Below are 19,669 nucleotides of genomic sequence, written 5' to 3'. Positions count from 1 at the left end.
GGGGAACCGTGCCGTCCTACGACCAGCTCAGCGAACTCCTCGACCCGGCGACCACCGTGCTGCTGACCGTCGAGTGCCAGCAGGGGGTCGTCGGCCCGGACGGCGCGCTGCCCGAACTCGCCCGCGAGGCACGCTCCTCGGGGGCCCTCGCCAACGTCGCCCGGCTCGTGGCGGGCGCGCACAGGAGCGGGATCCAGGTCGTCCACGCGGTCGCCGAGCGCCGCCCCGACGGCCGCGGCGCCAACCGCAACGCCCGTCTCTTCCGCGCCGCCGAACGCCTCCCCGTGCAACAGCTGTCCGGCACGGCGGCGGTGCGCGTCGCCGCCCCGATCGAGGTCACCGAGGCGGATCTCGTCGTACGACGACTGCACGGACTGTCCCCGGTCCAGGGCACCGACGTCGACGCGCTGCTGCGCAACCTGGGCTGCCGCACGCTGGTCGTGACCGGGGTCTCGGCCAACGTGGCGATCCCGAACACCGTCTTCGACGCCGTGAACCGGGGCTACACCGCCGTCGTACCGTCCGACGCCATCGCGGGAGTGCCCTCCGACTACACCCCCGCGATGATCCGCCACACGCTCGCGTTGGTCGCCACGGTCGCGACCACGGACGAGGTGCTGGGCTGCTTCGAGCGGCCCCGGCGGACCCGGGTCACGCCAGCGTGATCGAGTCCCCGCTCACGGTGATCTTCTCGGCGGGCAGGGGCTGGGTCGCAGGCCCCTTCTTCACACTGCCGTCGGTCACGGAGAACTCGCTCTTGTGGCACGGGCAGATGATCACGCCATTGGAGATCTCGGACACCGCGCAGCCCTGGTGGGTGCACTTCGACGAGAACGCCTTGTACGTGCCCGCGGTCGGCTGGGTGACCACCACGCCCTGGTCCTTGAAGATCTTGCCGCCGCCCGCCGGGATGTCGGCCGTCTTGGCCAGCGCGGTGCCGCCGCCGGAACCGGACGAGGCGCTGGAGCCGCCGCCGCTCGCGTTGGCGCCTGCCTGGGTGTTCGAGGACGAGGAGTCGGAGGACCCGTTGTCCGATCCGCACGCGGTCAGCGCGACGGCGAGCCCCGTCGCGCCCACCGCCGCCACAACAGTACGGCGGCCGGGTGCCGGAACGGGGTGGAGCGGTTCGCTGGTCATGCTGACGTTCCCTTCCATGCAAGCGTCGAAGATCTGTCCAGGGGTACGGTCGCCGAGCAAGGGCTGTTCAGACGACATCGAGAGCTTGACGGGTTCGAGGTCAGGGGGAGGTAAGCCAGAGCTGTCGTTTCGCTGTCGGCCGCCATACTCCCCAGATTCTCCCCAGAGTTGGCCGTGCTGCGGGGCGGCGGCGACTGGGAGGCCGGTCGATCTCATGCGCCGTCGTAGGCACGGTGAGTGACCGGCGCAGGCAGGACTCTGCCGGGAGGTTCTTCGTCTCTTGGTGGTACACGGGCTTGTCCTCTTCTGGCCGAGGCAATGGGTCGCATCTCCTGGTGCGAAGCCGAGTTGGTCCGGGCCTGGTCCGGATCTTGGTCGTGCCGGTGCAGTGCGGCAGAAAGCCCGGATGCACGGTTTCGTCATCGCGGCGGCGGTCAGTGAGACCGTGCAGCGGGCATGAGGTGCAGGACCGCCCGGGCTGCTCGTGGCGAGCTGGCGAAGTGCACGTGTCCGGCCGGATCGCATCCACGTCCCGCGCGTTCACGAGCAGGCACTCCGGTCGCTGAGTTCCAGGATCGATGGTGTCGTGCGGGACGCGCAGACGGACCATCCCGGCGCGCCTTCGCGATGTCGATCTTCGCGATCGTCCCCTCGTCTTGGTCCCGTCACCGTGTGTGGTGCCTCGGACCCGGTGGCCGGGGCTCTTGCCGCGAACATGGCTGTGGCGCCTGCGCGCCCTCATCCGCGATCCGCTCAACGCGGAGATCGCCCTCGGACTGGGGTGGGAGAGGCGACGGCCAGGGGGCAGGTCGCGTAGATCCTTGAGGAGGACGGGCTCCCGGACCGGGTGCAGACCGTGATCCTCGCATGCGACAGCGGACTGGTGGTGCCGCGCGGCGCCCCGTGGAGAAGACGAAGGGCACGGACGACGAAGTGATCAGTACTCCAGCTCGGGACGCAGCGGGCCGCCGACCGTGTGGAGGTACCGCAGTACCTGGGCGTAGGAGTTGAAGAGCCCGGTCTCGTGGTAGAGGATACCGTGCCGGGCACAGTACGTGCGCACCAGTTCCTGGGCATGCCGCAGGCTGGGACGCGGCATGGAGGGGAACAGGTGGTGTTCGATCTGGTAGTTGAGCCCGCCGAGCGCGAAGTCGGTGAACCGGTGGCCGCGGATGTTGCGTGAAGTCAGTACCTGCCGGCGCAGAAAATCGATCTTGTCGTCCTTGGCGAAGACGGGCATGCCCTTGTGGTTCGGGGCGAACGAGCACCCCATGTAGAGCCCGAACAGCCCCTGGTGCACGACAAGGAAGCACACGGCCTGGACGGGGGACAGAACCAGGAACAGAGCCGCGAGATAACCGCCGAGATGCGCCGTCAGCAGTCCCGCCTCGGCCAGCTTGCCCGCCCGCGACGTCGCGGTTCCGGTGCGGGCCAGCAGCGCCCGTACGCCGGCGACGTGCAGGGCGAGTCCTTCCAGGAGGAGCATCGGGAAGAACAGCCAGGCTTGGTGACGGGCCAGCCAGGCGTACGCCCCGCTGCGGACGCGGGCATGATCCTGGGTGAAGGCGATCGCGCCGTCGGCGATGTCGGGGTCGCGGTCGACGTGGTTGGGGTGGGAGTGGTGCCGGTTGTGCTTGGCGATCCACCAGCCGTAGCTGAGGCCGATCAGGAGGTCGGCGTGCACGCGGCCGAGCAGGTTGTTGACGCGCTTGGAGGCGGCGATCTGGTGGTGTCCCGCGTCGTGCCCGATGAACCCGGTCTGGGTGAACATCATCGCAAGGAAGACGGCGGTCAGCAGCTGCCACCATGACTGCCCGATCAGCGCGAACGCGGTCCAGCCGGCGGCGAGCAGAAGCAGGTTTGCGCCGACCTTGACGGCGTAGTAGCCCGGTCGTCGCTTCAGCAGCCCGCTCTGCCTCACTTCGCGGGACAGCGCGGCGTATTCGCTGCCCCGGCTGCTGGGCGGGGGCTCGGTCATCTCGTCATGGGCCGCCGGATCGGGGCTCCGGTCGCTGACGTCAGTGGTCACAGTGTTCCCTTCGGGAGGTACGGCGCTGCCCACGGAGCGAGGGGCGGGCCTGCCTCAGGAAGGGCGCGCTCAGAGCCCGTGGACCTGGTCGGCCTGCATGCCCTTGGGGCCCTGTCCGGCGGTGAACCCAACCCGCTGGTTCTCCTCCAGGGAGCGGAAGCCGTCGGTGTCGATCGCCGAGTGGTGGACGAAGATGTCGGCACCGGCCTCATCAGGGGCGATGAAGCCGAAACCCTTCTCCGCGTTGAAACCACTTCACTGTTCCTTGAGCCATGTGATGTCTCCTTCGAGAGGGCGGCTGGGTCGGAATGCGCGCGATCACGCGATCCCGGGCTGTTGGTCGCCGGCCGTCGAAGAAAACCCCGAAACGGCGTAACGCCCGCTGTCAGAACTCCGCGGGCGCTTCCACGTTCGCAACTTCAACTACAACCACCCCCACAACGTCCACAGCGCCGGGAAGGTTCCCGGACGAGCCGGGAAGAGCTCGGTGACGCCCCGGCGGGCCGGCTTCCGGGGGGCGGCATCCGGCACCTGACGGGCTCGGAGGGGAGTACGGTTGCGACACCGAGCGCACCTCGCGTTTCGGCGTCGCCCCCGGGCAGGGCACAGGCCGACGTACATCGGATCCGGCCGGAAATGAGCCGCAGCATGCCTCTCGGCCCGCACCGTCACGGCGTCCTCCATACCCGGTCCCGCGCAGCGCGGTAGCGGATTTCCCGGCTTCCGGGCTGTCCGAGAGGCACCAGGCCATCTCGCGCACGGCCCTGGACCGACCAGCCGGCTGGACCGATCAGCGGCTCTGAACCGATCAAGAGGATGCGGGACGTATGTATTCACAGGACTCGATCTCCGGCCGCCGCCGCGGCCGGCCCGAACCGACCGCGGAGATGCTCTCCGGACTGGCCTGCCTCATCTGCGGCACCGACTTCCGCCACGCGTCCGCCCCGGAGGCGGTGGTGGTTTCCCACCGCGACGACGGGCAGCTCCTCGCCTGCCACGGAACGTGCGCGCGCATGGCGAGCGGGTCGGTCGACGGCCTGGACGAACCGCCCCTCCCGCTGGCCGAGCGGGTCCGCAGGCACCGGGCCGACGGCTCCTGACCCGGATATCGGGCAGCCACAACAAGCACGCCCTGAACGAAGCGAACGAAATGATGAGGAAGCGTATGAGCCTGATGAGTCTCGGAGTGCTCGCCTCCTCCCGCAAGGAGAACGAGTTCCGCCTGCCGTTGCACCCCGCTCACCTGGACCGGATCGCCCCGGACGTACGCGAGAGGATCTTCCTCGAACAGGGCTACGGCGAACGGTTCGGCGTCGCCGACGACAAGCTGGGACCGCTCGTGGCGGGCATGCGCTCCCGCGACCAACTCCTCGCCGAGTGCGACGTGTTGCTGCTGCCCAAACCGATGCACGACGATGTCGCCGGGCTGCGCGAGGGCCAGGTGCTGTGGGGGTGGCCGCACTGCGTGCAGGACGAGAAGATGACCCAGATCGCCATCGACAAACGGCTGACCCTCATCGCCTGGGAGGCCATGAACCACTGGACTTCCACGGGCGCCTTCAGCGTCCATGTGTTCCACAAGAACAATGAGCTCGCGGGCTACTGCTCGGTGCTGCACGCCCTTCAGCTCGGAGGCCTGACCGGCAGCTACGGGCGGCGTCTGCGCGCTGCGGTCATCAGTTTCGGCGCCACGGCGCGCGGAGCGGTCACGGGCCTGGGCGCCATGGGGGTTTCCGACGTCACGGTGCTCACCCAACGCGTCGCGGCAGCCGTCGCCTCGCCGATGCCGTCGGTCGTGATGGGCCACTTCGAGCAGCAGGAGGACGATCCGTCGCGCTTGCGGGCATTCACCGCGGCAGGTTTCGTGCCGCTGGCGGAGTACCTGGCAGGGTTCGACATCATCGTCAACTGCGTCCTGCAGGACACCGACGCGCCGCTCACTTTCGTCACCGACGAGGAACTCGCCCTGTTCCGGCCGGGGACCTTCTTCATCGACGTCGCCTGCGACGAGGGCATGGGCTTCGAATGGGCCCGTCCGACCACCTTCGGCGAGCCCATGCTCGGGGTGGGGCCGGGCTGCCACTACTACGCGGTGGACCACAGCCCGTCCCACCTGTGGAACTCGGCCACGTGGGAAATCAGCGAGGCACTCCTGCCCTACCTGCGCAAAGTCATGAGCAGCCCCGCGGCATGGGAGGCCGACCCCACGGTCAGGAAGGCCATCGAGATCCGCGACGGCGTCGTGCTGAATCCGAAGATCCTCTCCTTCCAGCACCGGACAGCCGCCTACCCCCACAGCCCCGAGATCCCGGCCCCCGTCATCACACCAGGGCTGCACTCCGCCGCGCAGCCGGCCTGACACACCCCGACCGAGCGTGGTCACTTCCCCTGCGGGAATGTCACCACAGCCGCCCCCAGGTATGTAACGCGGCGCGGGCGGCCCAGCCGTACGGGGGCTGCACCGGGGTGGCCCCTAGCCAGTGATTACGGGCCAGGCGGTACAGGGTGACCAGGAGCGAGGCCGCGGCCTTCGGGCCGGTGTCCGTGAAGGCGGCCTGCAGCCGGTCCAGGGCCTTGGCGGAGTCGGGCACGACGGGACGTACGGGACCCCGCTCGCGCTCCAACTCCTCGAGGGAGGTCGGTTCGACACCACGCTGTTCGGCCTCCGCACACAGGTGGATCGCCGCGCCGACGGCGAACCAACCGCGGTCGTGGGCGCCGACGAGCCGGAACGGGTAGGAGGCCTCGTTCCCCGAAGGAGAACCTCGCCCGCGAAGCCCAGGTCAGCCATGCCACCGTCCACCGCGCCGACGACATCCTCGCCGAGTGGAACACCAAGGTCGCCCGCCCCATCCTCCGAAATGGGCTGGTGTGACGATCAGTTGGGGGTGAAAGGCAGGGACTCCGTGGGGGACGAAAGACGGCAGAGCCAGAGGGTGGGGTGGGGCAGTGCGGATGGGCCGGGCGGGGAGCGCCCGGACCCCGAAGAGCCGTTGATGCTGTCGTTGAAGGCGATCAAGCTGGTCTCGTTTCGCCGCCACGGCCGCTGCGGGTCATGGAGGACCTGTACGCAGCGCAGTAGGTGATCGGCCACGGTGCGGGTGTCACCTCGACCGCTGGCGCCTTCGACCTTGTCGTCGTCCTGCAAGAACAGTCACATCAGCCATTCGCAGGCGTACTGCACACCCGGCAGAGTGCCGTGCGGATGTACACGGGCGGCCAGCTCCCCGAATCGCCCGCGCTGTTTCCTCCTCTGCGCGGGTGGTCACGTGGCCGTAGCGCCGCAGCCACGTCAGGGGCGTGCTCGCTCACCTCTTCGTGGTCAGGGTGGAGGGCTGGCTCGATCGGGCACCACTTCCCGGCTGGCATAGAGGTTCAAGCGTGCGGCACGCAGTCGAGGACCAGCAGCGGGGGCGCAACGGCGCACCCGCGCGAACGCGATGACCTTCTTCGCCTCGGCGAAGGCGCTGTTGCGGGCGTGCCGCCGAACGGCCTCTTGCCCCCGCTGCTCTTCAGAAATCCGTGGGGCCGACATATGAAGAACGGTCGCCTGGTCAGCCGGCCGGTTGTGGGGTGAGGGTGGTGCGGTCGAACGGGCCGCCGTGCGCAGCGGCGTACGCGATGGCGTCGTTGACGGCATCGAGGCCGAACGACCGTACCCGCTCAGGGGCGAGGTCCAGCGCGCCCGAGGCGAGGAGCCGGATGATGCCGGCGTTCGCCGTGCGCGGGTACATCCACTGCCCGCGCACGGTGACCGAGTTGCGCATGATCCACGGGTACGGGAGTTCGAGGTCGTCGCCACCGAGCATGCCGACGCCGCCCATGAGGACGACGCGGCCGTACTCGCGCACGGTCATCGCCGCCGTGCGCGCCGCCGAGCTGGGTGCGCTCGGCGGGAGCAGGTCGATCACCATGTCGATCGGGCCGTCGCCCGCCGCAGACATCGCCGCGCGGTCGCCGGCCTCGTCCCCGGTCAGCGGGACCGGGCGCACGCGCGGACCGAACCGGTCGGCGAGAAGGTCGAGCGTGGCCCGGTTGCGGCCCGGGGCGACCACGCGGCCCGCCCCCATCGCGAGCGCGACCGCGACCGCACTGCTACCGAGGTTGCCGGTGGCCCCGCTGACGAGCAGCGTCTCGCCGGCTTCGAGCCCGCCGGCCAGCAGCCCGCCGTATGGGATGACGTGCACGCCGAGCGCGGCCCAGCGGGCCGGGTCCTGCCCTGCGGTGGCGGGCAGCGGAAAGACGTTCTCCGTCGGGACCCGCATGAGTTCGGCGAACGATCCGTCGTGCAGGTACCGGGCGAGCCGCGCGCCGCCCTCGCCGCGGGAGCTCCAGCCCTGGAGCGTGATGTCGGGTGTCAGGGCGTCGTCCCGCGAGCGCACCGTGGAGTCGCACCACACCAGGTCGCCGGATCGCAGCCGGGTGGCGTCCGGGCCGACATGGACGACCCGTCCCACGCCGCCGACACCAGGCACGACGGGAGGGACCAGGGGGTAGTTCCGTTCGCCGCTGAAGACCTCGGCCGCGTACGGGGGCACGCAAGCGGCGAGCATCTCGACCACCACCTCGCCGCCGCCGGCCCCGGGGTCGGGCACCTGTCGCACCGTGAGCGGGGTGCCGAACCCCGTCAGAACTGCTGCTCGCACCTGATGACCTCCATGTACGTCCGAGTTCCCGGGATCGACACTAGGAGCCTCTCCACCATGCGGGAAGCGATGATCTGGCATCCGTGGTATGCGTAGGGCGCATGGACATCTCCACTGTGGGCCTGCGGGTCCTGCGACAGATCGCCGAATCCGGCAGCTTCACCGCCGCCGCCGCCCAGCTCGACTACACACAGTCGGCGGTCTCGCGGCAGGCCGCCTCCCTCGAACGGAGCGCGGGCGCCGCCCTGTTCGAACGCCGCTCCGACGGGGTACGGCTCACCTCCGCGGGTCTGACCCTGCTGCGGCACGCCCGCACGATCCTTGACTCCCTCGCGGCGGCCGAGCGCGACCTCGCCGGCACCGCCCCGCAGACCGAACTGGTGAGGCTCGGGGTGTTCCTGAGCGCGGGCGCGGCGATCCTGCCCGCCGCACTCGCACGGCTCGCGGCGGCCGACCCACACATCACGGTCACCACGATCGAGGGCACGACGCCCACCCTGAGCCGGGCGCTGCGTGCGGGCTCGATCGACCTTGCCCTGCTGACGTCCCGTCCGCCTCACCGTCCGTCGGACGGGGAGTCGCCGCGCCTGCACGTCGAGACCATCGCGGACACCGAACTGGCCGTCGCGGTGCAGTCGACCGGAGAGTTCGCCGGCCGCGCCACCGTGCACATCGACGAGCTGGTCGACACCCCGTGGATCGCCACCCCGTCGTCGAACTCCGCGCCGCTGCTCGGCGTCTGGCCCGGCCTGCCCGGACGGCCGCGGATCGTCCACTCCGCACGCGACTGGCTGACCAAGCTTCAGCTGGTCGCCGGCGGCTTCGGCGTGACGACGGTGCCGTCCCGACTCTCGCCCGCGCTGCCGCCCGGGGTCAGCCTGCTGACCGTCGAGGGTGCACCCCCCGAAATCCGCCGAGTGCTCGTGGCGCGCCTCCCTGGCCGCCCCGCCCCTGCGATCACGGCCGTCACCAGAGCGATCACCTCCACCGCCTAATGGGAGCCACCGAGTCGGAGAGACTCGGTGTCGTAGCCCGCCGAGGGCGCACACCATCACGTGGACCTCAGCACTGGCCGGGGCCCTTTTCTCCAGATGCCCGTCAGGGCGGTCCTCAACGCCATCGCGTTGTGGACGACGACGTACATCGACGCCGCCGTCACTCGGCTCCGCACCGAAGGTCACGATGTCCGTCGACGAGGACGTGGCCCGGCTCTCGCCGCTGAAGCACCGGAACCTGAACCTGCTCGGCCGTTACAGCTTCACCGCCAACGTCCCGGCCACCGGCGTTCTACGTCCCCTGCGCGACCCGGACGCGCCGGAGTTGGACGAGGACGACGCTGGGAAGGTGGCCGCGCCACCTCGGGCGGGACGGTCGTGGGCACCACCTGGCACGGTCCCGTCTGCTGGGCCCAGGCCGATCGAGACCGTGCGGCGGGGTTGGCGTGAGCCGCTCACGTTGGGCGGTCCGCCGTCCGGGCGAGCTCCACGATCTCGTCGACGGGCCTTCCGGTGTGCAGGGCGAGGGTCTGCGCGATGAGGTCGGTGAGGTCCGGCCAGGGCATGTTCCCGTGCGCGTTGTACAGCGCGACCAGGCCGTGCAGGGCGGTCCAGAGCAGCAGGCCGGCCTGCCACTCCTGCTCGGGGCCGCGACGGTCCTGGCGTTCCTGACGGTCCTGGTGTTCGTGACGGTCCTGGTGTTCCGGCTGGTCCTGGCGGGCGCCGGCCAGCGAAGCGACGACGGATCCGAGCAGTTCCTCTCCCGCGCCGTGTGCGTTCGTGGGCACCAGCTCGGCTGGCATCCCGCCGCCGAAGAGCGTGCGGTACTGCCCGGGGTGATCGACTCCCCAGTGCACGTAGGCGGCACACCGGGCGACCAGGTCGGCCAGGGGCCCCTCGGCGCCGTCCGCGGCCGTGCCCATGACCGCCGCGAGTTCGTCGTAGCGCAGCCGCAGCACATGCTGGACGAGCGCGCCGAGGTCCGGGAAGTGCCCGTAGATGCTCGCGGGGGCGACGCCGACCTCGCGTGCGACCTGTCGGAGGGTGAGTGTCTCGGGCCGTTCGAGCGTGGCCAGCAGCCGGGCGGCGGCCTCCACCAGTTCGGCCTTGAGGACCTGCCCCTGTCCCCGTGGGTTCCGTCGGCGCCGGCGGGGGACGGCTTCTTCGCTGCTCACAGGGGTACTCCCGGCGTTCGGCAACAGTCGTTCACTTTACCGCCGGCCACGCGTCCGCCTCCCACTCCCTCGCCTCCAACCCCCTGTCTTGACAGCAGTAACCAACACTTGTTCACTTACATAACCAACAGGTGTTCAGTCATCCGGGAGGAAGCATGCGCATCGCCGTACTCGGGGCGACCGGCAGGGTCGGCCGCCTCGTCGTCGAGCAGGCCCTGCAGCGCGGGCACGAGGTCGTCGCGCTGGTCCGCCGACCGGAGACCCGCCCGGTGTCCGGGCAGCCGACCGGCGAGATCCGCCGGGCCGACGTCACCGCCCCCGCCGCGTTCCCGGACCTGACGGACGTCGACGTGGTGGTCTCCGCGCTCGGCATCGGCAAGGGCGACGGCCAGGGAACGCTCGTCGCCGGCGCGAGGGTCCTCGCCGACGTCCCGGTGCGCACGCTGTGGCTCGGCGCGCTCGGTTCCGGCTCCTCCGTCGGCGCCGGCGGCGGGATCTACCAGTGGGTCATGAAGGCCTTCGTCGGCGAGGAACTGGCGGAGAAGGCCGCCGCGGACTCGATCGCCCTCGACGGCGGCGCGACCGTCTTCCACGCCCCCGACCTGTGGGCCGGCAGCGTCAGCACCGGGCGCCGCAACATCCCGCTGGAGGACTACGCGAAGCCCGTCCTGCCGCCGCACGCCTCCCGTGCCACCGTCGCGGCGCTGATGCTCGACGAGGCCGATCGGCCGACCCGCGCATCGGGATCCTCGTCCCGGTGGGACGCATCTGATGCGCGGGTACGTCGCCGTCGAGGAGGCCATCGCGATCCCGGGCCTGGCGGACCGGCGGCCGCCGTCGCCGATGCCCGACAACATCGAACCGGCCTTCCTCGCGGACATGGCCGCCCGGCTGCCCGACGTCACGCGGTTGCGGCTGCCCGACATGGACGCCAACGGCATCGCCGTACAGGTGCTCTCCCTCACCGTCCCGGGCATCGAAGCGGAAGCCGATCCGGCCCGCGCGGTGGACAACGCCCGGTACGTCAACGACCACCTCGCCGAGATCGTCGACGCCCACCCTGGCCGGTTCGCCGCCTTCGCGGCGCTCCCGCTCCAGGACCCGGCCGCCGCCGTCACGGAGCTGCGCCGAACCGTCCAACGCCTCGGGTTCAAGGGAGCGCTCGTCAACGACCACATCCAGGGCCGGTACCTCGACGACCCCGCGTTCGACCGGGTCTGGGCCACGCTGAGCGAACTCGGTGTACCGCTGTACCTGCACCCCGGCATGCCGCCCGCGGACCGCTGGCGCGTCCTCGACGCCCATCCCGAGCTGGACGGCGCGTTGTGGAGCTGGCAGGCCGCCACCGGCGGGCACGCCATGCGCGTGATCATGTCCGGGGTGTTCGACCGGCATCCGGAGGCGACGATGATCCTCGGGCACGCCGGCGAGTTCCTCCCCTTCCAGCTCTCCCGCTTCGACTCGCGCTACGCGACCCTCACCGTGCCGCACCCGCTGCGGCGCAAGCCGTCCCAGTACTTCGGGACCAACGTGCTCGCCACGACCAGCGGTGTGTTGTCCCCGGCCGCGATCGAAGCGCTCGTGCACGTGCTCGGTGCGGACAGCGTGCTGTTCGCTGTCGACTACCCCTACGAGAGGACAGGTGCGGCCGTCACCGCCCTCGAACGGACCCGCCTCCCGGACGCCGACAAGCAGAAGATCGCCTCCGGCAACGCCCGTCGGCTCCTACGCCTTTGACCGTCCCCCGGAGCCGACTGCCGGGCGCGCTCCGGTTGTTCTGTCGTCGACCTCCGCCTCGTGCGCGGGCTGGTGGGTCTGCGGGACGAAGGCCTCCAGCGGGGCCTTGCCGGACTCGACCAGGATCTCCCGCTTTCGGGCGGCAACGTAGTAGCGGAGCCCGTGAGGCCCCGCACCGCGCTGCTGCGCCGGTTGGGGCCTCACACGCGTATCCGCGGGGGCGGATGTTCATGCACGCGTCTGTGTGCCCAACGCCGCTTGTGCTGGCACGGTTACGGTGCCTGGTTGTGCGGCGAGCGCTTGGTCGACGAAGTCCCGTACGAGGGCCAGGGCGTCGGGCACCGTGACGTCCTTCGTCCATGTGGTGCTGTGCGGCCGGCATTCCGGCTCGAAGCGGTGTGCCCCGTGGGCGAGTTCCATGTGCCGGGCGCACGGCTGGCGCCGGCATGGGCGGCTGCGGTGGCGCTCGGTCGCCTCCAGATGCTTTTGGACGAGGCCGACGTGGTACCGGCCGGGCAGGGTCCGCCCTTCCGGGCAGCCGCGGCATTCGAGGAGATGCAGGGCGGCGCCCTCCTTCTCCTCGAGGAGGTTGCGCGGGGTGCTCTTGCCCTCGAAGGTGTTGCAGCTGCCGCACAAAGGCCCGCGTAGATAGCCGTGGTCGTGGCAGTGATCCCACGCCGCCGCTCGGGTCTCGGCGCACAGGCGGCACAGGTAGTCGTCGGCTCGGGTGCCGCGCATGCGGCGCGAGTCGTAAAGCACGCCGCGCAGGTGCCCGGTGTACGGCTCTCCTCCATTCTGGCCGCGGCCGTCGATGACAGGCGGCTTGCCGGGAACCCCATGCGCGCGAAGTCCGTCCGGTGGCCCAAGGCGCCACAGGAGCGCCGCGAGGCTTGGCCGTTGGAGACGGCGCTGCAAGTGCGCGACGTCATCAACCCGCGCAACCGGATAACCGTCGTCCTCGGCCTGGGGTGCGGACTCCGGCAGCGCGAGGTGTTCGGTCTGAGCCCGGAGGACATCGACTACGCGAGAGGCGTGCTTCATGTCCGGCGGCAAGGCCAGGCGATCAAGGGGAGGCTGTACTTCGCCCTGCCGAAGGGGAAGAAGACTCGTACCGTCGACATGCCCCCTTCGGTGGCCGAGGAGCTGAAGCGCCATGTCGAATCGTTCCCACGGGTGGAGGTGGAGCTTCCGTGGGGGAAGCCGGCGGGGCAGGGACAGAAGTTCTCCCTGCTGCTCATGACACGACTGGGCAACCCCGTCGCGGTGAATACGTGGAACACCTATACCTGGAAGCCCACGCCGGCCGAGCCTGGACTCATCCCGCCGCGAGCCGAGGGAGCGAAGCCTGGCAGTGGGCGGCGGCCCCGAAGGACGGCATCCACGTGCTGCGGCACACCTATGCCTCGATCACGCTGGAGGCCGGAGAGTCTGTCGTGACCTTGGCGCGGTGGCTCGTGCACTCCTCGCCCGCGATCACCCTCGGTTACTATGCTCACTTCATGCCGGAGGCCGGAAGCAAGGGGCGCACCGCCATCGATGGACTGCTTGGGGGGCGGGGAGACCGGCATGCCGGTCGAAACTCCCCAGATTCTCCCCAGGCCCGTTGACGGGCGATTCCCGCTACTGCAGCCCTCCAAAGCCGACCATGGATTGCAAGGCTGAATAGATGGGTTGCCTGGGAAAGTGCTGAAGAAGGTTGCCGCGACCCGCTATATCACACCCTTGCGGGAGGGTGGATCGCTGCCGGGACTCGCCGAGGCCGACGACTTCGGGACGTACGTCCTGAAGTTCACCGGCGCCGGACAGGGCCGCAAGACACTGGTCGCCGAGGTCGTCTGCGGCGAACTCGCCCGCCGGCTCGGCCTGCGGGTGCCGCGGCTCGTGACGGTCGCCCTCGACCCGGTGCTGGGTCTCGGCGAGCCCGAGCAGCAGGTGCAGGACCTGCTGCGGTCCAGCGGCGGCACCAACCTCGGGATGGACTTCCTCTCCGGTGCCCTCGGCTTCGACCCGCTCGCCTTCACGGTGGGCCCCGAGGAGGCCGGCCGGATCGTGTGGTTCGACGCCCTGGTGAACAACGTCGACCGCTCCTGGCGCAACCCCAACCTGCTGATGTGGCACGGCGACCTGTGGCTCATCGACCACGGCGCCACCATGATCTGGCACCACAACTGGCCCGGCGCCGAAGCCTCGGCGGGCCGTTCCTACGACGCCTCGGACCACGCCCTCGCCCGCTTCACCCCCGATCTCGCGGGCGCCGCCGCCGAGTTGGCGCCCCGCGTCACCGAGGAGCTCCTGGCCGAGGTCACCGCCGAGATCCCGGACGCCTGGCTGGCCGACGAACCCGGCTTCGACACGCCGGACGACCTCCGGCGGGCCTACGCGCGGCCGCTGCTGGCCCGGGCGGCCGTCGTCCACGAGCGCGTCACCGGAATCGAGGAGGGCAAGTGAGCGAGCGCCACATCCACATGGCCGGCTCGGTGGTCGAGCGGCACATCATCCGCGGCGGGCAGGGCGGCGGGCGGGACGTCTTCGAGTACGCCCTGCTGCGCGTCGTACCGCGCGTGGAGCGCGGTGAGTGCATCAACGCCGGCGTGCTCGTGTACTGCCGCGCCAAGGCCTACGTCGGAGCCCGCACCCACCTCGACGAGGCGCGGCTGCTGGCCCTCGACCCGGCGGCGGACGTGGCCGGGATCCGGGCCGCCCTCGGGGCCGTCGAGAGCGTGTGCGGCGGCGGGGACGCGGCCGGGCAGGCGACGGGCGACGACGCCGGACGGCGCTTCCGGTGGCTGATTGCGCCGCGTTCCACGGTCGTCCAGCCCGGGCCGGTGCACACTGGGCTCACCGCCGATCCGGCGGCCGAGACGGAGCGCCTGCTCGACCTGCTGGTGAGGTAATGGATCACACCCGCGCCGCGTGCCGTTGACACCGAGTGCCAGGCCTTCTAGCGTCACGTCTGCCGAAGGTACTAAGCGGTCGCTCACCTAAGCGGGCGTAGTTTCTCAAGGGCGAGGAGAACGAGCAATGTCCACCACTGAGCAGCGGGTCGCCGTGGTCACGGGCGGGGCGCGGGGCATCGGCGCCGCCACCGCCGTACGACTGGCCGCCGAAGGCCGCGCGGTCGCCGTGATCGACCTCGACGAGGCCGCCTGCAAGGACACCGTGGAAAAGATCACCGCGGCGGGCGGCAGGGCCCTCGCGGTCGGCGCGGACGTCTCCGACCAGGCGCAGGTCGAGGCCGCGATCGCACGCGTCGCAGCGGAGCTGGGCGCGCCGACGATCCTCGTCAACAACGCGGGCGTGCTGCGCGACAACCTGCTGTTCAAGATGAGCGTCGCCGACTGGGACACCGTCATGAACGTCCATCTGCGCGGTGCCTTCCTGATGTCGAAGGCCGTGCAGAAGCACATGGTCGACGCGGGCTTCGGCCGGATCGTCAACCTGTCCTCGTCCTCCGCGCTCGGCAACCGCGGGCAGGTCAACTACTCGGCCGCCAAGGCCGGTCTGCAGGGCTTCACCAAGACCCTCGCCATCGAGCTCGGCAAGTTCGGCGTCACCGCCAACGCCGTCGCCCCCGGCTTCATCGCCACCGACATGACCGCCGCCACCGCCGCGCGCGTGGGCATGGGCTTCGAGGACTTCAAGGCCGCGGCCGCCACCCAGATCCCCGTGGCCCGGGTCGGCGAGCCGGACGACATCGCCAACGCGATCGCCTTCTTCACGGGCGAGGCGGCCGGGTTCGTCTCCGGCCAGGTCCTTTACGTCGCCGGCGGACCGCTCGACTAGGAGATCACGGACCATGACTGAACTGCCCGCACTCTCCGGCAAGGTCGCCCTCGTCACGGGCGCCAGCCGAGGCATCGGCTACGGCGTCGCCGAGGCGCTGGTCGCCCGCGGCGACCGCGTCACCATCACCGGACGCAACGAGGACGCCCTCAAGGAGGCCGTCGACAAGCTCGGCGCCGAGCGCGTCATCGGCATCGCCGGCAAGGCGCACGACCTGGAGCACCAGGCCGAGGCCGTCGAGCGCACCATGGAGGCATTCGGCCGCGTCGACTACCTGGTCAACAACGCCGGTACCAACCCGGTGTTCGGCCCGATCGCCGACCTCGACCTGAACGTGGCCCGCAAGGTCTTCGAGACCAACGTGATCTCCGCGCTCGGCTTCGCGCAGAAGACCTGGCACGCCTGGCAGAAGGACAACGGCGGCGCGATCGTCAACATCGCCTCCGTGGCCGGCCTCGCGCCCTCGCCCTTCATCGCCGCGTACGGCGTCAGCAAGGCCGCCCTGATCAACCTGACCGCGCAGCTGGCGCACGAGTTCGCGCCCAAGGTACGGGTCAACGCGATCGCCCCGGCCGTCGTGAAGACCAAGTTCGCCCAGGCACTGTACGAGGGCCGGGAGGCGGAGGCGGCCGCCGCCTACCCGCTGGCCCGGCTCGGCGTGCCGTCCGACATCGGCGGCGCCGCCGCGTTCCTCACCTCCGAGCAGTCCGCCTGGGTCACCGGCCAGACACTCGTCGTCGACGGCGGCATCTTCCTCAACGCCGGCGTCGCCTGACGCAAGCGATTGCGACCGTAACGATCGGGTGCACAAGGGCGCCGTTTCCTTGACGGAAACGGCGCCCTCGTCGTCGTGAAGGAAGGACACAGGGGAATGACAACGTCGTCATGAACTTGCTGATCAAGGCCCTTGTGACGACCGGGTTCAACCCTCGTTCCACTGCGGTATGGTCTGCCGACCCTTGGTACGGCAGATCGAGGAGCGAGCGCGTGTTCAACCGGAACCGAGGCCTGCGGCAGGCGGCGGCCATCGCGTCCATATCGTCGCTGGTGACGGGATGCGGAGTCCTCTCGTCGGACTCCTCCGACAGCAAGGGACCCATCGTCGTCGGCACGACCAGCGCGCCCAGCACACTGGATCCCGCCGCCTCCTGGGACCAGTCCTGGGAACTGTTCCGCAACATTTACCAGACGCTGCTCAGCTACCCCTCCGGAGCGACCACACCGCAGCCGGACGCGGCGGACAGCTGCCGCTTCTCCGACGGCTCGAACACGACGTACACATGTGAGCTGCGCGAGGGCCTGAAGTTCTCGGACGGGCACCCGCTCGACGCCAAGGCCGTCAAGTACTCCATCGACCGGATTCTCAACATCAACGTCAACGGCGGGCCCGCCGGCCTGCTCGGCAGCCTGGCCCGGGTGCAGGCACTCGGCGACCGGGAGATCGTCTTCCACCTCAACAAGCCCGACGCCACCTTCCCGTTCGTGCTCGCGACGCCCGCCATGTCGATCGTCGACCCCGCGGAGTACCCGGCGAGATCCCTGCGCAAGGGCGACAGCATCGACGGCTCCGGGCCGTACACACTCCAGTCGTACGAGGACGGCAAGAAGGCCGAACTCGTCAAGAACGACAACTACAAGGGCTATGCCCAGCGCAATAACGACGCGGTGACCATCCGGTACTTCCAGGACTCGTCCACCATGGTCACCGCGCTCAAGGACAAGCAGGTCGACGTCGCCTTCCGCGGCCTCAACGCGAACGACATCGTCGACCTCCAGCGCCATGACGCGAGCGGAAACCTGCAGCTCATAGAGGGCTCCGGCATCGAGATCAACTACCTGGTGTTCAACCCGAAGGACCCCTGGGCCGCGAAGCTCCCCGTCCGCAAGGCGATCGCCCAGCTCATCGACCGCGGCGCGATCGCGCACAAGGTCTACAAGGACACCGTCGAACCGCTGTACTCGATGGTCCCCAAGGGCCTGACCGGGCACACCACCGACTTCTTCGACGACTTCGGCAACCCCAGCACCTCCAAGGCCCGCAAGATCCTCGCCGACGCCGGCATCACCCGGCGCGTCCCGCTCACCCTCTGGTACACCACCGACCGCTACGGCTCCTCCACCAAGCTGGAGTTCGCCGAGATCAAGCAGCAGCTGGAGGACTCCGGCCTGTTCACGATCACCCTGAAGAGCCGCCCCTGGAAGACCTACGTGAAGGGCTACCAGAACGGCGAGTACCCGGTGTTCGGACGCGGCTGGTTCCCCGACTTCCCGGACCCCGACAACTTCATCGCGCCGTTCGTCGGCAACCAGAACGCGCTCGGCACGCCCTATCCGGCGCCCGAGATCACCGGGAAGCTGCTGCCCCGCTCCCGCAGCGAGAGCGACCGCGCCAACGTGGTCTCGGACTTCGAGCAGGCCCAGCAGATCCTGGTGAACGACGCACGGCTGCTGCCGCTGTGGCAGGGCAAGCAGTACGTCGCGGCGAGCGACGACATCTCCGGCGCGGAGCAGGCCCTGGACCCGTCGACGATCATGCTGATGGGGGAGCTGTCCCGCAAGACCAGCTGGTAGACGGTGCACTTCGGGCGGTGCGGGGTCCTTGTCAGTGGTCGCCTGTAGGTTCTGAACCTGGAAGCGACCGCACCCGGTCTACCGCACATCGTAAGGAAGTTGACGTGACCGACATCGCCATGCTGCCCGAGTCCTGGCGCGGGGTCCTGGGCGACGAGCTGCAGCAGCCCTACTTCAAGGAGCTCACCGAGTTCGTCGAGGCGGAGCGGGCGAAGGGTCCGGTGTACCCGCCGCGCGAGGAGGTCTTCGCCGCGCTGGACGCCACCCCTTACGACCAGGTGAAGGTCCTCGTCCTCGGCCAGGACCCGTACCACGGCGAGGGACAGGGACACGGACTGTGCTTCTCGGTCCGTCCGGGCGTCCGGACCCCGCCGTCGCTCCGCAACATCTACAAGGAGATGAAGGAGGAGCTCGGCCTGCCCGTCCCGGACAACGGCTATCTGATGCCGTGGGCCCGGCAGGGTGTGCTGCTGCTCAACGCGGTGCTCACCGTGCGCGGCGGCGAGGCCAACTCGCACAAGGGCCGCGGCTGGGAGAAGTTCACCGACGCGGTGATCCGCGCGGTGGCCGACCGCCCCGACCCGGCGGTCTTCGTGCTGTGGGGCAACTACGCGCAGAAGAAGCTCCCGCTGATCGACGAGACCCGGCACGTGGTGGTCAAGGGCGCCCACCCCTCCCCGCTGTCCGCGAAGAAGTTCTTCGGCTCCCGCCCCTTCACTCAGATCAACCAGGCCGTCGCCCTCCAGGGCCACCAGCCGATCGACTGGACCGTCCCGGACCTGGGCTGACCACCGCCGGGCCGGTTCCCCACCGAATCGGCCCGGTGCCGCCTGCCAGGGATTGCCGCGGGCGGCGGTTAGCGTCGATCAGGAACAGCCGACCAGCCGGGAGGACGCCGTGGCCAACGGGCAGGAGCAGGCGGCACAGGACGCCGTGATGACGCGGATCGGTCAGGTCGTCATGCTGCATCACGCGGGCGACCGCGAGGAGGCCCGGCACCGCTTCCTCCGGCTGTGGGCGGAGATCGGCGAGGACGGCGACGCGCTGCACCGCTGCACCCTGGCCCACTACATGGCCGACACCCAGGACGACCCCGCGGACGAACTGGCATGGGACCTGCGGGCGTTGACCGCAGCCGAGGAACTCACGGACGACCGCCTCGCCGAACACGAGGGAACGCTCGCCGTGCGTGCCCTCTACCCCTCGCTGCATCTGAACCTGGCGGCCGACTATGTGAAGCTCGACCGCAGCGGCGCCGCACGCACCCATCTGCGCCAGGCCCGTCGCGCGGCCGGGGCGCTGGCGGACGACAGCTATGGGGACGGGGTGCGGGCGGCCATCGGGCGGCTCGAACTGCGGCTGGGGGAGGAGAGCCCGGACGGCGACGGACGGTGGGGGCCGCCCCGGCAGCGGCCGTAGGGCCGGTCCGGAGCGGCTGGGAGCACCTCGACTCCGGTACGCCTGCTTGCAGATGAGCACCTCGACTCCGGTACGCCTGCTTGCAGATGAGCACCTCGACTCCGGTACGCCTGCTTGCAGATGAGCACCTCGACTCCGGTACGCCTGCTTGCAGATGAGCACCTCGACTCCGGTACG

The 19,669-nt window shown here is 70.0% G+C and carries 19 protein-coding genes and 3 pseudogenes; 15 read left to right on the top strand and 7 right to left on the bottom strand.

Features of this window, described 5'->3' with window-relative positions:
- Positions 1-8: 8 nt before the first annotated feature.
- Positions 9-665, top strand: coding sequence for a cysteine hydrolase family protein (locus LJ657_RS44225; RefSeq protein ID WP_232655377.1), 657 nt, complete (start codon positions 9-11; stop codon positions 663-665).
- On the opposite strand, the gene LJ657_RS44220 is transcribed toward LJ657_RS44225, so the two are convergent.
- The 3 genes and pseudogenes from LJ657_RS44220 to LJ657_RS44210 all read right to left on the bottom strand — a co-directional run bounded on the left by LJ657_RS44220 (position 652) and on the right by LJ657_RS44210 (position 3,440).
- A complete protein-coding gene (locus tag LJ657_RS44220) occupies positions 652-1,137 on the bottom strand; it encodes a Rieske (2Fe-2S) protein (protein WP_232655376.1) in 486 nt (161 codons plus the stop codon). The genes LJ657_RS44225 and LJ657_RS44220 overlap by 14 nt on opposite strands.
- 937 nt (positions 1,138-2,074) lie before the next feature.
- The gene (locus LJ657_RS44215) at positions 2,075-3,166 is read right to left on the bottom strand and encodes a fatty acid desaturase family protein (protein WP_232655375.1); all 1,092 of its coding nucleotides are present in this window, start codon (positions 3,164-3,166) and stop codon (positions 2,075-2,077) included.
- Between the two features lie 69 nt (positions 3,167-3,235).
- Positions 3,236-3,440: pseudogene (locus tag LJ657_RS44210) on the bottom strand (cold-shock protein).
- A gap of 553 nt (positions 3,441-3,993) precedes the next feature.
- Here LJ657_RS44210 and LJ657_RS44205 point away from each other — a divergent pair.
- The gene (locus LJ657_RS44205; RefSeq protein ID WP_232655374.1) at positions 3,994-4,266 is read left to right on the top strand and encodes a hypothetical protein; all 273 of its coding nucleotides are present in this window, start codon (positions 3,994-3,996) and stop codon (positions 4,264-4,266) included.
- Between the two features lie 65 nt (positions 4,267-4,331).
- Complete coding sequence (locus LJ657_RS44200) at positions 4,332-5,525, top strand: N(5)-(carboxyethyl)ornithine synthase (RefSeq protein WP_232655373.1); 1,194 nt, start codon at positions 4,332-4,334, stop codon at positions 5,523-5,525.
- A 1,195-nt stretch (positions 5,526-6,720) separates the two neighbouring features.
- Here the strand turns inward: LJ657_RS44200 and LJ657_RS44195 are convergent.
- On the bottom strand, positions 6,721-7,812 hold the full coding sequence (locus LJ657_RS44195; protein ID WP_232655372.1) for an alcohol dehydrogenase catalytic domain-containing protein: 1,092 nt from the start codon (positions 7,810-7,812) through the stop codon (positions 6,721-6,723).
- 101 nt (positions 7,813-7,913) lie between these two features.
- On the opposite strand from LJ657_RS44195, the gene LJ657_RS44190 reads away from it, so the two are divergent.
- Together LJ657_RS44190 and LJ657_RS49275 are read left to right on the top strand one after the other, a co-directional pair.
- The gene (locus LJ657_RS44190; RefSeq protein WP_232655371.1) at positions 7,914-8,807 is read left to right on the top strand and encodes a LysR family transcriptional regulator; all 894 of its coding nucleotides are present in this window, start codon (positions 7,914-7,916) and stop codon (positions 8,805-8,807) included.
- A gap of 111 nt (positions 8,808-8,918) precedes the next feature.
- Positions 8,919-9,144, top strand: a pseudogene (locus LJ657_RS49275) (Tn3 family transposase); the annotation flags it as partial.
- A 118-nt stretch (positions 9,145-9,262) separates the two neighbouring features.
- Here LJ657_RS49275 and LJ657_RS44185 read toward each other — a convergent pair.
- Entirely contained in the window at positions 9,263-9,982 is a 720-nt protein-coding gene (locus LJ657_RS44185) for a TetR/AcrR family transcriptional regulator (protein WP_232655370.1), read from the bottom strand.
- A gap of 155 nt (positions 9,983-10,137) precedes the next feature.
- On the opposite strand from LJ657_RS44185, the pseudogene LJ657_RS44180 reads away from it, so the two are divergent.
- Both LJ657_RS44180 and LJ657_RS44175 read left to right on the top strand, forming a co-directional pair.
- Positions 10,138-10,641: pseudogene (locus LJ657_RS44180) on the top strand (NAD(P)-dependent oxidoreductase); the annotation flags it as partial.
- A gap of 112 nt (positions 10,642-10,753) precedes the next feature.
- Positions 10,754-11,719 carry an amidohydrolase family protein gene (locus LJ657_RS44175; RefSeq protein WP_232655369.1) on the top strand — a complete coding sequence of 322 codons (966 nt, stop codon included), beginning with the start codon at positions 10,754-10,756 and terminating at the stop codon, positions 11,717-11,719.
- On the opposite strand, the gene LJ657_RS44170 is transcribed toward LJ657_RS44175, so the two are convergent.
- Positions 11,708-11,923 carry a hypothetical protein gene (locus LJ657_RS44170; protein ID WP_232655368.1) on the bottom strand — a complete coding sequence of 72 codons (216 nt, stop codon included), beginning with the start codon at positions 11,921-11,923 and terminating at the stop codon, positions 11,708-11,710. The two genes, LJ657_RS44175 and LJ657_RS44170, sit on opposite strands and share 12 nt — an antisense overlap.
- A 24-nt stretch (positions 11,924-11,947) precedes the next feature.
- Complete coding sequence (locus LJ657_RS44165; RefSeq protein WP_232655367.1) at positions 11,948-12,457, bottom strand: endonuclease domain-containing protein; 510 nt, start codon at positions 12,455-12,457, stop codon at positions 11,948-11,950.
- Positions 12,458-12,616: 159 nt separating this feature from the next.
- Between LJ657_RS44165 and LJ657_RS44160 the strand changes: the two genes are divergently transcribed.
- From LJ657_RS44160 to LJ657_RS44125, 8 genes are all read left to right on the top strand, one after another.
- Positions 12,617-13,156 carry a site-specific integrase gene (locus tag LJ657_RS44160; protein ID WP_232655366.1) on the top strand — a complete coding sequence of 180 codons (540 nt, stop codon included), beginning with the start codon at positions 12,617-12,619 and terminating at the stop codon, positions 13,154-13,156.
- A 246-nt stretch (positions 13,157-13,402) separates the two neighbouring features.
- Positions 13,403-14,167 carry a HipA family kinase gene (locus LJ657_RS44155; protein ID WP_232655365.1) on the top strand — a complete coding sequence of 255 codons (765 nt, stop codon included), beginning with the start codon at positions 13,403-13,405 and terminating at the stop codon, positions 14,165-14,167.
- A complete protein-coding gene (locus LJ657_RS44150; protein WP_232655364.1) occupies positions 14,164-14,613 on the top strand; it encodes a DUF3037 domain-containing protein in 450 nt (149 codons plus the stop codon). Before LJ657_RS44155 ends, LJ657_RS44150 begins: the two co-directional genes overlap by 4 nt.
- Before the next feature lie 127 nt (positions 14,614-14,740).
- Entirely contained in the window at positions 14,741-15,502 is a 762-nt protein-coding gene (fabG, locus tag LJ657_RS44145; RefSeq protein ID WP_232655363.1) for a 3-oxoacyl-ACP reductase FabG, read from the top strand.
- Positions 15,503-15,515: 13 nt separating this feature from the next.
- Positions 15,516-16,277, top strand: a complete 762-nt coding sequence (locus LJ657_RS44140) for an SDR family oxidoreductase (RefSeq protein ID WP_232655362.1) — start codon at positions 15,516-15,518, stop codon at positions 16,275-16,277.
- A gap of 212 nt (positions 16,278-16,489) precedes the next feature.
- Positions 16,490-18,073, top strand: a complete 1,584-nt coding sequence (locus tag LJ657_RS44135) for an ABC transporter substrate-binding protein (protein ID WP_232655361.1) — start codon at positions 16,490-16,492, stop codon at positions 18,071-18,073.
- Positions 18,074-18,177: 104 nt separating this feature from the next.
- Complete coding sequence (gene ung / locus LJ657_RS44130; protein ID WP_232655360.1) at positions 18,178-18,861, top strand: uracil-DNA glycosylase; 684 nt, start codon at positions 18,178-18,180, stop codon at positions 18,859-18,861.
- A 109-nt stretch (positions 18,862-18,970) separates the two neighbouring features.
- Complete coding sequence (locus LJ657_RS44125) at positions 18,971-19,492, top strand: hypothetical protein (RefSeq protein ID WP_232655359.1); 522 nt, start codon at positions 18,971-18,973, stop codon at positions 19,490-19,492.
- Positions 19,493-19,669 lie beyond the last annotated feature (177 nt).

Origin of the sequence: Streptomyces guryensis (assembly GCF_021261325.1) — a bacterium.
Taxonomy (GTDB): Bacteria; Actinomycetota; Actinomycetes; order Streptomycetales; family Streptomycetaceae; genus Streptomyces; species Streptomyces guryensis.
Note: the sequence above shows the minus strand (reverse complement) of the source record. Positions and strands in the feature narration are given on the sequence as shown.

What these genes read in the sequence shown, in the direction of transcription:
- LJ657_RS44220 (WP_232655376.1), bottom strand. Translation starts at nt 1,137, where the DNA reads ATGACCAGCGAACCGCTCCACCCCGTTCCGGCACCCGGCCGCCGTACT.
- LJ657_RS44205 (WP_232655374.1), top strand. Translation starts at nt 3,994, where the DNA reads ATGTATTCACAGGACTCGATCTCCGGCCGCCGCCGCGGCCGGCCCGAA.
- LJ657_RS44200 (WP_232655373.1), top strand. Translation starts at nt 4,332, where the DNA reads ATGAGCCTGATGAGTCTCGGAGTGCTCGCCTCCTCCCGCAAGGAGAAC.
- LJ657_RS44190 (WP_232655371.1), top strand. Translation starts at nt 7,914, where the DNA reads ATGGACATCTCCACTGTGGGCCTGCGGGTCCTGCGACAGATCGCCGAA.
- LJ657_RS44175 (WP_232655369.1), top strand. Translation starts at nt 10,754, where the DNA reads ATGCGCGGGTACGTCGCCGTCGAGGAGGCCATCGCGATCCCGGGCCTG.
- LJ657_RS44165 (WP_232655367.1), bottom strand. Translation starts at nt 12,457, where the DNA reads ATGCGCGGCACCCGAGCCGACGACTACCTGTGCCGCCTGTGCGCCGAG.
- fabG (WP_232655363.1), top strand. Translation starts at nt 14,741, where the DNA reads ATGTCCACCACTGAGCAGCGGGTCGCCGTGGTCACGGGCGGGGCGCGG.
- LJ657_RS44140 (WP_232655362.1), top strand. Translation starts at nt 15,516, where the DNA reads ATGACTGAACTGCCCGCACTCTCCGGCAAGGTCGCCCTCGTCACGGGC.